Raw genomic sequence first — 13,759 nt, 5'->3', positions numbered from 1 at the left:
AAGGAGTTAAGACAAGCTAATTGTCCTAACTCCTATTTTATTTCTTAGAAAATTGATACAATAGAGAATAGAATAAATTCGGTATGGGGGCGACATGAAATGACACTTGAAAATAAAAAAATCGGTCTTGTTGTAACAGGTGGTATTGCAGCGTATAAAAGTTTGGGATTAGTCCGAGCACTAATTAAACAAGGTGCTAGCGTTCGAGTTGCGATGACCAAAGCTGCAACTGAATTTGTAACACCCTTGAGTTTTGAAACGTTGAGTAAAAATAGGGTGTTAACTGATTTATTTTCAGGAAAAGAGTCTGAGCATGTTGCACATATTGAATTTGCAGACTGGGCAGAATTAATGGTTATTGCACCAGCGACAGCAAACATTATCGCAAAAATGGCCAATGGTATCGCAGATGATTTTGTTTCAACCACTTTATTAGCAACTGAGGCACAAAAAATTGTTGTGCCCGCAATGAATGAACATATGCTAATGAATTCTGCTACACAACGTAATCTTAAATTTTTAGGACGAAATAACATTCAGATTATTGAACCAGAAATAGGCTTTTTAGCAGAAGGTTATTCAGGTAAGGGACGTTTTCCCGAATTAAATGTGATAATGTCAGTTATTCAAACTTCCTTTGAGGATAGTGACAAACCATTAGAAGGTAAAAATGTCTTAGTGACAGCTGGTGGTACACGAGAACGAATCGATCCAGTTCGTTTTATCGCTAATGATTCTTCTGGTAAAATGGGTTTCGCAATTGCGATTGAAGCGCAAAAGTTAGGTGCTAATGTCACCTTAATTAGCGGAATAAGCCAGTTGCCAGACCCAATTGGCGTGACAACAATTAGAGTTACAACTGCGTTAGAGTTATCTGAAGCTATCAATAAGCGATTTGATGACCAAAATATTTTGATAATGGCAGCAGCTGTTTCAGATTATCGTGTACAAAATGTTGCAGATCAGAAAATAAAAAAAGCTGAATCTACTTTAACGTTAATATTAGAAAAAAATCCAGATATTTTAAAACATTTGGGCCAAATTAAGCAAAATCAGTATTTAGTCGGATTTGCTGCGGAAACCCAAAACGGACTAGAAAATGCACAAGAAAAATTAGAAAAGAAAAATTTAGATTTATTGGTTTTAAATGATGTCTCAAATTCTGCCATTGGATTTAATAGCAATGATAATGAGGTAACACTGCTTAGACCAAACAGAAAAAATGATTTCATAAAGCAAACAAGTAAAAAGCAAATTGCTAAGGAATTATTAGCTACTATTATAAGCGATGTAGTAAAATAAGCAGTTAATTAAATGAAAGGAGGTTTCAGTATGTCACAATATGCAAAAATTATCGTTGATGTTCCTACGATGCAAACGGACCAGCCATATACGTATTCAATCCCAGCAGTATTAACAAATCAGATTGAGATTGGCATGCGGGTTATTGTACCATTTGGGAATGGTAAACGATTGGTTCAAGGATTTGTAATTGATCTTTTTGATAAGAATGAGTTCGATGGTCATGTAAAAGATATTCAATCAGTCGTTGATTTAAGACCTGTTGTGAATACTGAATTATTAGACTTATCTGAGTGGATAGCTAATGAAACCTTTTCCTTCCGTATAACTGCCTTACAAATGGTTTTACCGAGTGTCATGCGTGCAACCTATAAAAAGCGAGTTCGTTTAATTGACGAAATTGATGAAGATTTACAAGATAAATTATTTCAAGGTCAAGATTCTATTGAATTTGATCCAGAACATATGGATGCTCAAATAATTAAAGAATTATTACAACTTACCAAGGCTGAAAAGGCTGAGATGATTTATGAAGTTGGCAATAAAGCTAAAGTTAAAATGCAAATATCAATCCAACCAAAACTTGGATTCGAAGCATATGAAAATATTCGAAGTGGTTTACGTAAAAATGCTAAACAACAGCACTTATTGATTGACTATCTACAATCACTCACTGAAGATAGCTTGATTCCTCAGAAACAAGTTGTTGAGGAAATAGGCGTGACACCTGCAACAATTACAGCTGGAGCAAAAAATGGTTGGCTTGAAAAAGTTGAGACTGAGGTATATCGGGACCCATATAAAGACACAATTATTGAGCCAACCAATATGCAAGAATTAACCTCAGATCAAGAGGTTGCGGTGCTAGCTGTCGATGAGGCTATTAAAAGTGGAACTAATACAACATTTTTACTTCAAGGTGTGACGGGGAGTGGGAAAACAGAAGTTTATTTGCAGACAATCGCAAAAGCGCTAGAACTTAGAAAAACAGCTTTGATGCTTGTACCAGAAATAGCTTTGACACCCCAAATGGTTAAGCGAGTTAAATCACGATTTGGTAATCTAGTTGCGGTCCTGCATAGCGGTTTGTCTGACGGTGAGCGTTATGATGAATGGCGCCGGATTGAGCGTAAAGAAGCGCAAGTAGTTGTCGGTGCACGTTCAGCCGTTTTTGCACCATTAGATAATATTGGCGTTATTATTGTTGATGAAGAGCATGAATCGAGCTATAAACAAGATGAAACACCAAGGTATCATGCAAGGGATGTTGTTCTTTGGAGAAGTAAAAGACATCAGTGTCCTGTCATATTGGGTAGTGCAACACCATCCCTCGAATCTCGTGCTAGAGCTCAAAAAGGCGTGTATGAGTGGTTACAATTACCTCAACGTATAAATGGTCATCCCATGCCAGAAGTTACGCTAATTGATATGAGAGAAGAAATGAAAAAGACTGGTGAGAGTAATTTTTCTGAGCCACTTAGACATGAAATTACTAAGCGCCTTGAGAAAAATGAACAGACTGTTTTAATGTTAAATCGTCGTGGGTTTTCATCTTTCGTAATGTGCCGAGATTGTGGATTCGTGCTACCTTGTCCTAACTGTGATACTTCTTTAACATTGCATATGGATACTCATACAATGAAATGTCATTATTGTGGACATGAAGAAGGTATTCCTAAAACTTGTCCTAACTGTCATAGTCGAAAAATTAGATATTATGGTACAGGTACGCAAAAAGTTGAAGAAGAACTTAAAACGTTATATCCAGAGGCTAAAATTTTACGAATGGACGTTGATACGACACGTAAAAAAGGCGCACACGAAAAAATCCTAGCTAAATTTGGCGCAAAAGAAGCTGATATTTTATTGGGTACACAAATGATTGCGAAAGGGTTAGACTTTCCTGATGTGACGTTAGTTGGCGTTCTTAATGCAGATACAGCACTTAGTTTGCCTGATTTTAGATCAAGTGAAAGAACGTTCCAATTATTAACCCAAGTGAGCGGTCGAGCTGGTCGAGCTGAAAAAGAAGGACATGTTATTATCCAAACTTTTAATCCAGATCACTACGCGATTCAATATGCGAAGCATCATGACTATGAATCATTTTATAAAAAAGAAATGTCAGTTCGACATATGGAAAATTATCCACCATATTATTATACAATTCAGCTCACTGCTAGTTATACGGATGAGGCTGGAGCAGCGAAAAAAATGTTAGAAGCAGTTCAATTTTTAAAACCAGTGTTATCAAAGAATGCGATTATTCTTGGACCAACACCAAAATCAATTATGCGTGTTAATAATCGTTTTTATTATCAAGTGGTTATTAAGTATAAATCAGAAGGTCAATTAAAAGAACGACTAAGAGAGTTAATGACTAAATCTCAAGCCGAAGTTCGAAAAGGTTTAAAATTAACGATTGATTCTGAACCAGTAAACTTTATTTAAATTAAGGAGATATTATGACGTCAATTGTATTTATGGGAACACCAGAATTTTCAGCTCCAATTTTAGAAAGTTTAATTGAAAACGGCTATGACGTGAAAGCTGTTATGACACAACCAGATCGAATGGTTGGGCGAAAACGTATTTTAACGCAATCACCAGTAAAACAAGTTGCAGTAAAACATGGTATTGAGGTATTACAACCAGAAAAATTAAGTGGCAGCGATGAAATGGCCAAAGTAATTGCAATGGCACCCGATTTTTTGGTAACTGCAGCATTTGGACAATTTTTACCAACAAAATTATTAGAATCTGCTAAAATTGGTGCAATAAACGTCCATGGTTCACTATTACCTAAATATCGTGGTGGCGCACCAATTCAATATGCTATTATGAATGGTGAACAAGAAACAGGTATTACCATTATTTATATGGTTAAAAAAATGGATGCTGGAAATATTATTAGCCGTCGTGCAATTAAAATTGAAAATAATGATGATACTGGTTCAATGTTTGAAAAATTAAGTTTATTAGGTAAGGAACTATTACTTGAAACATTACCAAAACTAATTGATGGTACAAGTGAATCAACACCACAAAATGAAGATAAAGTAACCTTTTCACCTACCATTAAACCAGAAGAAGAAGCCCTTGATTTTTCAAAAACGGCTAATGAAATAGACTGGAAAATTCGTAGCTTAAGACCGGTACCTGGTGCATATACGATTTTAAAGGGTAAGAGAACTAAAATATGGGATATAACTGTACTAGATAAAAAAACTATTTTATCTGCTGGAAAAGTAGTTGAAGTAGCTAAAAAATCACTTGAAATTGCTTGTGGTGATGGGACCGTATTAGCTATTAATTCGCTTCAACCAGATGGTAAATCAAAACAAACCATTGTCGACTACCTAAACGGTAGTGGGCAAGGAATAAAAGAAGGACAACAGGTGATTGATGTATGACAACTGATTTAAAAACGACACCCCGATTCTTAGCAGTTGATCTTTTAACAAGAGTTGCTAAACAAGGGACGTATTCAAATATTGCGTTGAACCAAGTGATTAAGAATAATCATATGGAAGTTCGGGATGCTCATTTATTAACACAACTAGTTTACGGTGTTATCCAAAGACGTCTCACTTTAGAATATTGGTTGGCACCATTTGTTAAAAATCCTAGCAAAATGGATAATTGGGTTCAAGAATTACTATTGAGTGCCATTTATCAGATGCATTATCTTGATAAAATTCCAACTCGCGCAATTTTTAATGAATCAATTGAAATTGCAAAACGAAAAGGCCATGCAGGTACGCGTAAATTTGTTACTGGTGTTTTACATGCAATTGAGCGTGAAGGTATCCGTCCTGTTTCTGAAATTAAAGATGATATTGAACGTTTGAGTATTGAAAGTAGTACACCAGTTTGGTTGGTAAACGAATTAATTAAACAAGTAGGCTTAGAAAAAGCGACACATTTGTTGGCTTCAATCAATGAAGCACCTGATCAATCTGTTAGAGTAAATACAGCTAAAGCAACTGTCGAAGAAGTCATTGAAAAAATGGAAAATGAAGGCTTTGAGGTGAAACGTAGTCAAGTTTCACCAGTTGGGTTATTAGTGACTAATGGATTTGCTCCTGATAGTGGCGTTTATCACGATGGGTTAATTACGATTCAAGATGAAAGTGCAATGTTAGTTGCTGACGCAATGAATATTCAACCAGGTGATAAAGTTTTAGATGCATGTGCCGCACCAGGTGGAAAAACAACCCATATTGCATCATTCCTAGATGAAACTTTATTTGGTGAAGTTGTAGGGTTAGATATTCATGCACACAAAGTTAAATTAATCGGTGATAATGCTAAACGTTTAGGTTTATCTAGTGTTGTTGAGGAGATGGTATTAGATGCACGTTTAATTTCAGAAGAATTTGATAATGAATATTTTGATTCAATTCTTGTTGATGCACCTTGTTCTGGAATTGGATTATTACGTCGTAAACCAGAAATTAAATATGAAAAAACATTAGCTGATTCAAATAATTTACAAAAAATTCAATTAGCTATTTTAGACAAAGTGGCACCAACTTTGAAAAAAGGTGGTCGCTTAACTTATAGTACATGTACTATTTTAGATATTGAAAATAAGGATGTTGTTAACCAGTTTGTTGAAACTCATCCTGAATTTAAAGTGATTGAAACGCCAACTGCTTTGGCATTAAAAGAAAATAGAGACGATAAAGAATTAACTATTTATCCGGATGATTATCATTCAGATGGATTTTTCATTACATGTTTAGAAAAACAACTTTAGACTCGAGGTGTAAGAATGAAAGTTGCCTATCAAACAGATGTAGGTAGTGTCAGAGAAAATAATGAAGATTACGTCGGTGTCTTTCACAATAAAAGTGGTATTTCTTTTGTGATGGTTGCAGATGGTATCGGTGGTCATTTGGGCGGAGATGTTGCTTCAGAAATGGCCGTTTCACACATGGGATTTCGATTTGAAGGAACTAATTTTAGCCAGCCCAGTGATGCAATTAAATGGATAACCAAAGAAGTAGAGATGGAAAATAAACAAATTATTGAAAAGTCTAATCAATATGAAGATCTTTCAGGTATGGGCACAACAATGGTATGTGCCATATTCTTTGAAGAAAAATATATTGTTGCCAATATTGGTGATAGCCGAGGATACTTATTACGTGACAAAGAACTTTATCAATTAACTGAAGATCATTCAGTAGTGAATGAATTAATTAAGCGTGGCGAACTAACCGTAGAAGATGCTAAAAATTATCCGCAAAAGAATATGATTACAAGAAGTTTAGGTATCTCGTCAGATGCTGATGCTGATATTGCGGTTAATGATTCTGAGTCGGGTGATTTATTATTATTATGCACAGATGGCTTAACTAATATGGTCTCTGATGATGAAATCAAGACGGTCTTAAAAAATACTACAACTGTTGAAGAAAAAGGCTCGGAATTAATTAGATTGGCCAATAAGGCAGGCGGATTAGATAACATTACCGCACTCCTGGTTAGCAATGATCGGGGGATAGTGTAATGAAACCTGATACAATTTTTAATGAACGTTATAAAATAATAAATTCATTAGGCGAAGGTGGCATGGCAAATGTCTATCTTGCGACTGATTTAATTTTGGATCGACCAGTAGCTGTTAAAGTATTGCGAGTCGATTTAAGGGATGATCAAGATACTGTTAGACGTTTTAAACGTGAGGCATTGGCAACAACTGAATTGGTTCATCCAAATATTGTGAATGTTTATGATGTCGGTGAAGTAGACGGACTGCAATTTATGGTCATGGAATATGTGCCGGGACATGATTTAAAAACATATATAGCAAAAAGGTTCCCAATTCCATATCAAGTTGTGATTGATATTATGACTCAAATTTTATCAGCTGTAGAAGTAGCACATGATCACAGTATTATTCATCGTGATTTAAAACCACAAAATATTTTAATAGATGCAGATGGTAATGCTAAAATTACAGATTTTGGTATTGCTGTGGCATTGGCTGATCATTCGTTAACACAAACTAATACTTTATTGGGTTCTGTTCATTATCTTTCGCCAGAACAGGCTAGAGGTAGCATGGCAACAAAACAATCTGATATCTATTCGCTTGGTATTATTTTGTATGAAATGTTAACTGGGCGAGTTCCTTTTGAAGGTGAAACAGCTGTTTCAATTGCCCTAAAACATTTTCAAAGTGATGTGCCATCTGTTCGGGAATTTGATCCTAATATTCCGCAGTCTCTTGAAAATGTTGTTTTACAAGCAACAAGTAAAGTACCGCGAGATAGGTTCCAATCTGCTGGAGAAATGTCAATTGCTTTGCGAGAATCTTTGGCTAAAAAAAATGTGGCAAAGTGGCAGCCTGAAGAGGTTATCAGTGGTGAAACTAAAGTATTGCCGGTATTTGATAAGCAGACTGTAGAAACACTTAGTCCGAATCAGGAACCAGATGTAAAAAAAGATACGAAAAAGAAAATGAGTCGTCGTAAAAAATGGACTATCGGCGCAATCATTTTTGCTTTTGTCGCTCTTATTCTGGGTGGTGCGATTCTTGCAATGAGTTCACCAAAAGAAGTTAAGGTCCCTGATTTAAGCGGAATGACAGTTAGTGAAGCAAAATCAAATTTAGCAGACAAAAATTTGAAACTTGGTAAAATTACTCGAACAAATAGTGAAACCGTTGATAGTGGTAATATCATTAATTCAACACCTAAGAAGAATGAAATAATTCGAGAAAAAAATCAGGTTGATGTAATGGTATCAAAGGGAAAAGCTAAGATAACAATCGAGAATTACGTTGGTAGTAATTATGAGGATGTTAAAACAACGTTAGAAAATGATGGCTTTAAAGTTGAAAAAGAAACGGAAGAGTCAGAATCTGTGACTGAAAATGAAATTATGGCGCAAGATGTCACAGCGGGTGATAAGGTAGTTCCGAGTGATACAGTGATTACATTGACAGTTAGTTCAGGTCCTAAAGTGTATACACTTAGAGATTTAACAGGATATACAAGAAAAAGTGTTCAGGATTATACAAGCGAATTAGGTGGTAATCTGACAATTAGCGAGGCCTACTCAGATTCAGTTGACAAAGGTCAAGTTATTAAACAATCACCAGCAGAAGGAAGCTCTTTTTCTAAAGGTGATCGATTATCAGTTGTTATTTCTAAAGGAAAAAAAGTCACAACTGATGAATTTACCAGGACTATATCTGTTCCATTCAAATCAATTGTGTCAGAAAGTTCAAGTTCAGTTGATGAAGAAAAAGATACGGATGAGGACAAAGACTCGTCGTCAGATGATAGTTCCAGCTCTAGTTCAAGTTCTTCAGAATCAAAAGCAGATGAAAATGCTATTGAAATTTATATTGAAGACAAAACACATAACATTGATGATATTTATGAACGGAAAACAATTACAAAAGATACTGATTTTAAATTATCATTTGTTTTAGATTCTGGAAAAGCAGGAAAATATAAAATTTTGCGTGATGGTGAAGTAATTGCGGAAAATGATAATGTAACTAAAAATTAAATAAAAGATGTGGTAAAATTAGATTAGAGGGTAAACTTCTAATCTATTTTTTAATTAATCATATAAAACGGTTACATGAGTCCAGTTAAAGGAGGTTAATTTATTGGTAACAGGTCAGATTAGACAATCATTAAGTGGCTTTTACGACGTTGATGTCGAAGGCGAAACTTATCGAACAAGGGCTCGAGGTAATTTTAGAAATTCTAACCAGGCACCACTAGTTGGCGATTGGGTTGACTTCAAAGCTGAAAATAAAAAAGAAGGCTATATTCTTAATATTCATGATCGAGAAAACAGCTTAATTCGACCACCAGTAGCTAATATTGATGAAGCAATTGTTGTAACGTCATGTGTTGAACCAGCATTTTCAAGCAATCTATTAGATAGACAATTAATTATGCTAGAATCGCATCATGTTAAGCCAGTCTTATACTTTTCAAAGGGCGATTTAATTCCTGAAGAGAAAGTAGTTGAAATAAGCAGTATTATTGAAGCTTATAGTCAAATCTATCCAACATTTTTTCCATTTGGTAAAAATGAAGATGTTGTGGTTAAAGAATTACAAGATACCTTTCCGGGTAAAATTGCAGTCGTAATGGGTCAGACTGGTGCAGGAAAATCAACATTACTAAATAAAATTATGCCAGAGTTGGAGTTGCAGACGGCTGAGATATCAAAAGCCTTACATCGTGGTAAACATACTACTCGTAAGGTAACATTAATGCCTATTGCAGGTGGGCTAATTGCTGATACACCTGGATTTTCTTCTTTTGATTTATTTGATATGTCAAAAGAAGAGTTACCAAAGTTATTTCCAGAATTAAATGAACTATCTGTTGGCTGTAAATTTAGAGGTTGTTTGCATATTAAGGAGCCTAAATGTGCAGTTAAAGCAGCACTTGAACAAGGTAATTTATTACAGAGTCGGTACAAAAATTATTTACAATTTAATCAATTAATTGTTGATCAAAAACCAAACTATAAGAAATGAGATGACCAAAATGAAATTATCACCTTCTATTTTAAGCGCTAATTTTGCAAACTTGGAAAAGGATATTAAAGTTGTTGATCAAGCTGGTGCAGAATATTTACATATTGATATTATGGATGGCCATTTTGTGCCTAATTTAACTTTTGGTGCAAACGTCGTTGAAGCAATTAGACCATTAACAAAAATGGTTTTGGATTGTCATTTGATGGTAGAAAATCCAGAATCTTATATTGAAGAATTTGCTGCGGCAGGTGCTGATATTATTGGGGTTCATGTTGAATCAACTCCCCATATTTTTGGTGTTATTCAACATATTAAAAAATTAGGTGTGAAAGCTGAAGTGGTTATTAACCCAGGAACATCCCTAGAGACAATTAAACAAATTTTGCCACTTGTTGATCAAGTATTAGTGATGACTGTTAACCCTGGATTTGGGGGACAATCATTTATTCCAGAAATGAAACGTAAAATTGACCAATTAGACCGTATCAAACAAGTTCAAAATTATGATTTTGATATTGAAGTTGATGGTGGTGTTAATGATCAAACGATTAAGGAATGTCTTGATAGTGGTGCAACAGTCGCAGTAGCTGGTTCATACATCTACAATAGTGATAATCCAACTGAACAAATTAATAAGTTAAGAGAAGCAACCAAATGAAACTCAATATCTTAGTCGGTGGACCTAAGGAACAGTGGCCTAAGGAATTAGTGGATGGTAACGTTCGTGGACCGTGGATTGGTGTTGACAGAGGTGCATTGCGATTAATAAAACTAGGTATTACACCTGAGCTATCGATTGGTGATTTCGATTCAATGACTGAAAGTGAATTTAATTTAGTATCTAATCATAGTAAAAAAATTAAAATAGCTAATCCTGAAAAAGATGATACAGATACTGAATTTGCTTTGAGAGAAGCCATATCTGAATTTGAGTTTGATTCAGTGACGATTTATGGCGCTACAGGTGGTCGAATTGATCATTTATTGGCTAATTTGTTTTTTATTTTTAGAGAGCCATTTAATACAATGTTTGAAAAAATTTGTTTAGTTGATAAACAAAATTCAATTCGATTCTTTAAATCTGGTAAGTATCAGTTAATAAAAGAAGATGATAAAAAATATCTTGCATTTATTCCACTGTCACCAGTTAAAAAATTGAGTTTAATAGATGAGAAGTATACATTGAATCAAATTAATTTTGTGAACCCGATTTCATTAGCAAGTAATGAATTTATGGGGGATACAGGTGAGTTTAGTTTTGAATCTGGTATTATTATTGTGATTCAAAGTCGTGATGACGAAAAATAGAGCAAAAAAAAAGACTTAGCATAAATGCTGAGTCTTTTTAAATTGAATTAAACACGGGTAACTTTACCTGACTTTAAAGCGCGAGCAGATACATAAACTCTTTTAGGTTTACCATCAACTAAGATGCGAACTTTTTGTAAATTAGGTTTCCAGCTACGGTTTGTTTGGTTCAATGCATGAGAACGTTTCTTACCGAAAGTAGTCTTACGTCCTGTAATAAAATCTTTTGCCATATTCATATCCTCCTCTGCAATTCACTTAAAAAGCAAAGCTATGCTTACTTACCTAAACAAAAATATCATATTTAGCCATATAATGCAATACTTTTCTTTCAAGTAAATTTGCTTGACAGCTTGAAATTCCCGAAGGTAGGGGAATAGAATTTTCTTAGATGCTATTTTTCTTTTATTCTACCATATCCTATGATAAAATACTCTTATTGATTGTGTGAAAATATAAGGAGGCTATTCTTATGGCTGTTAAGATCAAAACGCAATTCGGTACGATTGATATTGATAATGAAGTTATTGCGACAGTTGTCGGCGGTGCCGCAACTGAAATTTTTGGGATTGTCGGAATGGCAAGTAAAAACCAAATTCGTGACAATGTGAATGAAATTTTAAGAAGAGATAATTATTCTAGAGGTGTTGTTGTTCGCCAGGAAGATAATGGTGTTGCTATTGATGTCTACATTATTGTTGGCTATGGCACAAAAATATCTGAAGTTTGTCGTAATGTTCAAGAAAAAGTGAAGTATAATTTAGAAACAATGCTAGGTGTATCTGCTAATTCAGTTAACGTGTTAGTACAAGGCGTTCGCGTACTAGGCGATTAGTAACTAGCTATTTTAGTAGTGACCAAGGAGGAAAAAGAAGTGACTGTTACGAAAATTACGGACCAAGAATTTAGAAAAATGGTCCAAATTAGCTCACAACGATTGGCTAAAAATGCCGAATTTATTAATTCATTGAATGTATTTCCAGTGCCAGATGGTGATACAGGTACAAATATGAACCTTTCGTTCGCAAGTGGGGCAAAGTATGTTCAAGATTCACCTTCTGAACATGTTGGTGAACTATCTTCGATTTTAGCTAAAGGTTTACTGATGGGTGCTCGAGGCAACTCAGGCGTTATTTTATCACAAATTTTTAGAGGCTTTTATAAACGGATCCAAGCTAAAGAGGTTTTAACTGCTACTGATTTGTCAGATGCTTTGACAGGTGGCGTAGAAGTCGCGTATAAAGCCGTTATGAAACCAACTGAAGGAACTATTTTAACAGTTGCAAGAGAAGCCGCTAAGGCTGCAAATAAAGCTGCCTCTGAGAGCGATGATGTTATCGTCGTTATGGAAGCAACTTATGTAGCTGCTAAAAAAGCATTAGCAACAACACCGGATTTATTACCTGTTTTAAAAGAGGTTGGTGTTGTTGATTCAGGTGGTCAAGGATTAACATTTGTTTATGAAGGTTTCTTTGATGCCTTAACTGGTAAGGAAACAATTAGTGAAGAATACAAACCAAATGAAAAAGAAATGGATGAAATGGTTAATGCCAGTCACCATCAGAGTGTTCAAAGTAAATTAAGTACTGAAGATATTAAATTTGGTTATTGTACAGAAATCATGCTTAAATTGGGTGCTGGTCGTTTAGTTGATCGTAAATTTGATTATGATGAATTTAGAAATCATTTAAGTGAAATTGGTGATTCTCTTCTTGTTGTGGCCGATGATGAAGTTGTTAAAGTTCACGTACATACAGAAAATCCTGGTGAAGTGATGACTTATGGTCAACATTATGGTTCATTAATCAAAGTTAAGGTTGATAATATGCGTCAACAACATGAGACAATTTTGGAAAATGATGAAGAAGAGACTGAAGAAACAAGTGAAACTGCAGTACCTAGCGAAATTGCAGTTATTTCAATTTCATCTGGTTCTGGTGTTGCGACACTTTTCAAAAGTTTAGGCGTTTCTTATATTTTAAGTGGTGGTCAAACAATGAATCCAAGTACGGAAGATATTGTTAAGGCAATTGAAGCAACTAAAGCTAAAAATGTGATTATTTTACCTAATAATAAAAATATTTTCTTAGCTGCTGAACAAGCTGTTGAAGTTTCAACAGTTCCAACAGTTGTTGTACCAAGTCGTACAATCGCTCAAGGAATGACAGCAATGCTTGGTTTTAATATTGATAGTACATTAGAAGAAAACAAAGATGCTATGATTGAAAACTTGGATACAGTAACTTCTGGTCAAGTAACAATTGCAGTTAGAGATACAACAATTGAAGGTATTGAGATTAAAAAAGATAATTATATGGGTATTATTGATGGTAGCATCAAAGTAACCGATAATGATCGTAAAAAAGTTGCAATTGAAATGACTAAAGAAATGTTGGATGAAGACAGCGAAATTATCACAATTATTGTGGGTGAAGACGGTTCTGAGGACGAAGCTAAAGAAATCGAAGAAGCCATTTATGAAATTGATGAAGATTTAGAAGTCGAAATTCACGAAGGAGACCAACCGGTCTATCCATACCTAATTTCAGTTGAATAAATAGTAAAAAGTAAAGGTGGGATGAGACTATGTTCTCTCCTGCTTTTTATATTCCGTAGAAAGTGAGG

General features: G+C 34.7%; 12 protein-coding genes. 11 read left to right on the top strand and 1 reads right to left on the bottom strand.

The window, feature by feature from the left end; genetic code table 11:
• The first annotated feature begins 99 nt into the window (after nt 1-99).
• From coaBC to AC1RP1_RS02835, 9 genes are all read left to right on the top strand, one after another.
• The gene (gene coaBC / locus AC1RP1_RS02875) at nt 100-1,302 is read left to right on the top strand and encodes a bifunctional phosphopantothenoylcysteine decarboxylase/phosphopantothenate--cysteine ligase CoaBC (protein WP_481761254.1); all 1,203 of its coding nucleotides are present in this window, start codon (nt 100-102) and stop codon (nt 1,300-1,302) included.
• 30 nt (nt 1,303-1,332) lie between these two features.
• A complete protein-coding gene (gene priA, locus AC1RP1_RS02870) occupies nt 1,333-3,753 on the top strand; it encodes a primosomal protein N' (RefSeq protein ID WP_481761255.1) in 2,421 nt (806 codons plus the stop codon).
• Nucleotides 3,754-3,767: 14 nt separating this feature from the next.
• On the top strand, nt 3,768-4,715 hold the full coding sequence (gene fmt / locus AC1RP1_RS02865; RefSeq protein WP_481761256.1) for a methionyl-tRNA formyltransferase: 948 nt from the start codon (nt 3,768-3,770) through the stop codon (nt 4,713-4,715).
• Nucleotides 4,712-6,064: a 16S rRNA (cytosine(967)-C(5))-methyltransferase RsmB gene (gene rsmB / locus AC1RP1_RS02860; RefSeq protein ID WP_481761257.1), complete on the top strand. Its 1,353-nt coding sequence runs from the start codon at nt 4,712-4,714 to the stop codon at nt 6,062-6,064. Before fmt ends, rsmB begins: the two co-directional genes overlap by 4 nt.
• A 15-nt stretch (nt 6,065-6,079) precedes the next feature.
• On the top strand, nt 6,080-6,820 hold the full coding sequence (locus AC1RP1_RS02855; RefSeq protein ID WP_481761258.1) for a Stp1/IreP family PP2C-type Ser/Thr phosphatase: 741 nt from the start codon (nt 6,080-6,082) through the stop codon (nt 6,818-6,820).
• Nucleotides 6,820-8,832 (top strand): Stk1 family PASTA domain-containing Ser/Thr kinase, encoded by a 2,013-nt coding sequence (pknB, locus tag AC1RP1_RS02850; RefSeq protein WP_481761259.1) that lies wholly within the window; start codon nt 6,820-6,822, stop codon nt 8,830-8,832. Before AC1RP1_RS02855 ends, pknB begins: the two co-directional genes overlap by 1 nt.
• Nucleotides 8,833-8,935: 103 nt before the next feature.
• Nucleotides 8,936-9,823, top strand: coding sequence for a ribosome small subunit-dependent GTPase A (rsgA, locus tag AC1RP1_RS02845; protein WP_481761260.1), 888 nt, complete (start codon nt 8,936-8,938; stop codon nt 9,821-9,823).
• A 10-nt stretch (nt 9,824-9,833) separates the two neighbouring features.
• Complete coding sequence (gene rpe / locus AC1RP1_RS02840) at nt 9,834-10,484, top strand: ribulose-phosphate 3-epimerase (RefSeq protein WP_409022609.1); 651 nt, start codon at nt 9,834-9,836, stop codon at nt 10,482-10,484.
• Complete coding sequence (locus tag AC1RP1_RS02835) at nt 10,481-11,134, top strand: thiamine diphosphokinase (protein ID WP_481761261.1); 654 nt, start codon at nt 10,481-10,483, stop codon at nt 11,132-11,134. Before rpe ends, AC1RP1_RS02835 begins: the two co-directional genes overlap by 4 nt.
• A gap of 47 nt (nt 11,135-11,181) precedes the next feature.
• On the opposite strand, the gene rpmB is transcribed toward AC1RP1_RS02835, so the two are convergent.
• The gene (gene rpmB, locus AC1RP1_RS02830; protein ID WP_057973454.1) at nt 11,182-11,367 is read right to left on the bottom strand and encodes a 50S ribosomal protein L28; all 186 of its coding nucleotides are present in this window, start codon (nt 11,365-11,367) and stop codon (nt 11,182-11,184) included.
• Between the two features lie 239 nt (nt 11,368-11,606).
• Here rpmB and AC1RP1_RS02825 point away from each other — a divergent pair, with 239 nt between their 5' ends.
• Together AC1RP1_RS02825 and AC1RP1_RS02820 are read left to right on the top strand one after the other, a co-directional pair.
• Nucleotides 11,607-11,969 carry an Asp23/Gls24 family envelope stress response protein gene (locus tag AC1RP1_RS02825; protein ID WP_057973455.1) on the top strand — a complete coding sequence of 121 codons (363 nt, stop codon included), beginning with the start codon at nt 11,607-11,609 and terminating at the stop codon, nt 11,967-11,969.
• Nucleotides 11,970-12,008: 39 nt separating this feature from the next.
• Nucleotides 12,009-13,691, top strand: coding sequence for a DAK2 domain-containing protein (locus AC1RP1_RS02820; RefSeq protein ID WP_481761262.1), 1,683 nt, complete (start codon nt 12,009-12,011; stop codon nt 13,689-13,691).
• Nucleotides 13,692-13,759: the final 68 nt, after the last annotated feature.

This window comes from Dellaglioa sp. CoH-56-MRSF-13, assembly GCF_056782095.1.
This window is presented reverse-complemented; position numbering and strand designations above follow the sequence as displayed.

What these genes read in the sequence shown, in the direction of transcription:
- coaBC (WP_481761254.1), top strand. Translation starts at nt 100, where the DNA reads ATGACACTTGAAAATAAAAAAATCGGTCTTGTTGTAACAGGTGGTATT.
- priA (WP_481761255.1), top strand. Translation starts at nt 1,333, where the DNA reads ATGTCACAATATGCAAAAATTATCGTTGATGTTCCTACGATGCAAACG.
- fmt (WP_481761256.1), top strand. Translation starts at nt 3,768, where the DNA reads ATGACGTCAATTGTATTTATGGGAACACCAGAATTTTCAGCTCCAATT.
- rsmB (WP_481761257.1), top strand. Translation starts at nt 4,712, where the DNA reads ATGACAACTGATTTAAAAACGACACCCCGATTCTTAGCAGTTGATCTT.
- AC1RP1_RS02855 (WP_481761258.1), top strand. Translation starts at nt 6,080, where the DNA reads ATGAAAGTTGCCTATCAAACAGATGTAGGTAGTGTCAGAGAAAATAAT.
- pknB (WP_481761259.1), top strand. Translation starts at nt 6,820, where the DNA reads ATGAAACCTGATACAATTTTTAATGAACGTTATAAAATAATAAATTCA.
- rpe (WP_409022609.1), top strand. Translation starts at nt 9,834, where the DNA reads ATGAAATTATCACCTTCTATTTTAAGCGCTAATTTTGCAAACTTGGAA.
- AC1RP1_RS02835 (WP_481761261.1), top strand. Translation starts at nt 10,481, where the DNA reads ATGAAACTCAATATCTTAGTCGGTGGACCTAAGGAACAGTGGCCTAAG.
- rpmB (WP_057973454.1), bottom strand. Translation starts at nt 11,367, where the DNA reads ATGGCAAAAGATTTTATTACAGGACGTAAGACTACTTTCGGTAAGAAA.
- AC1RP1_RS02825 (WP_057973455.1), top strand. Translation starts at nt 11,607, where the DNA reads ATGGCTGTTAAGATCAAAACGCAATTCGGTACGATTGATATTGATAAT.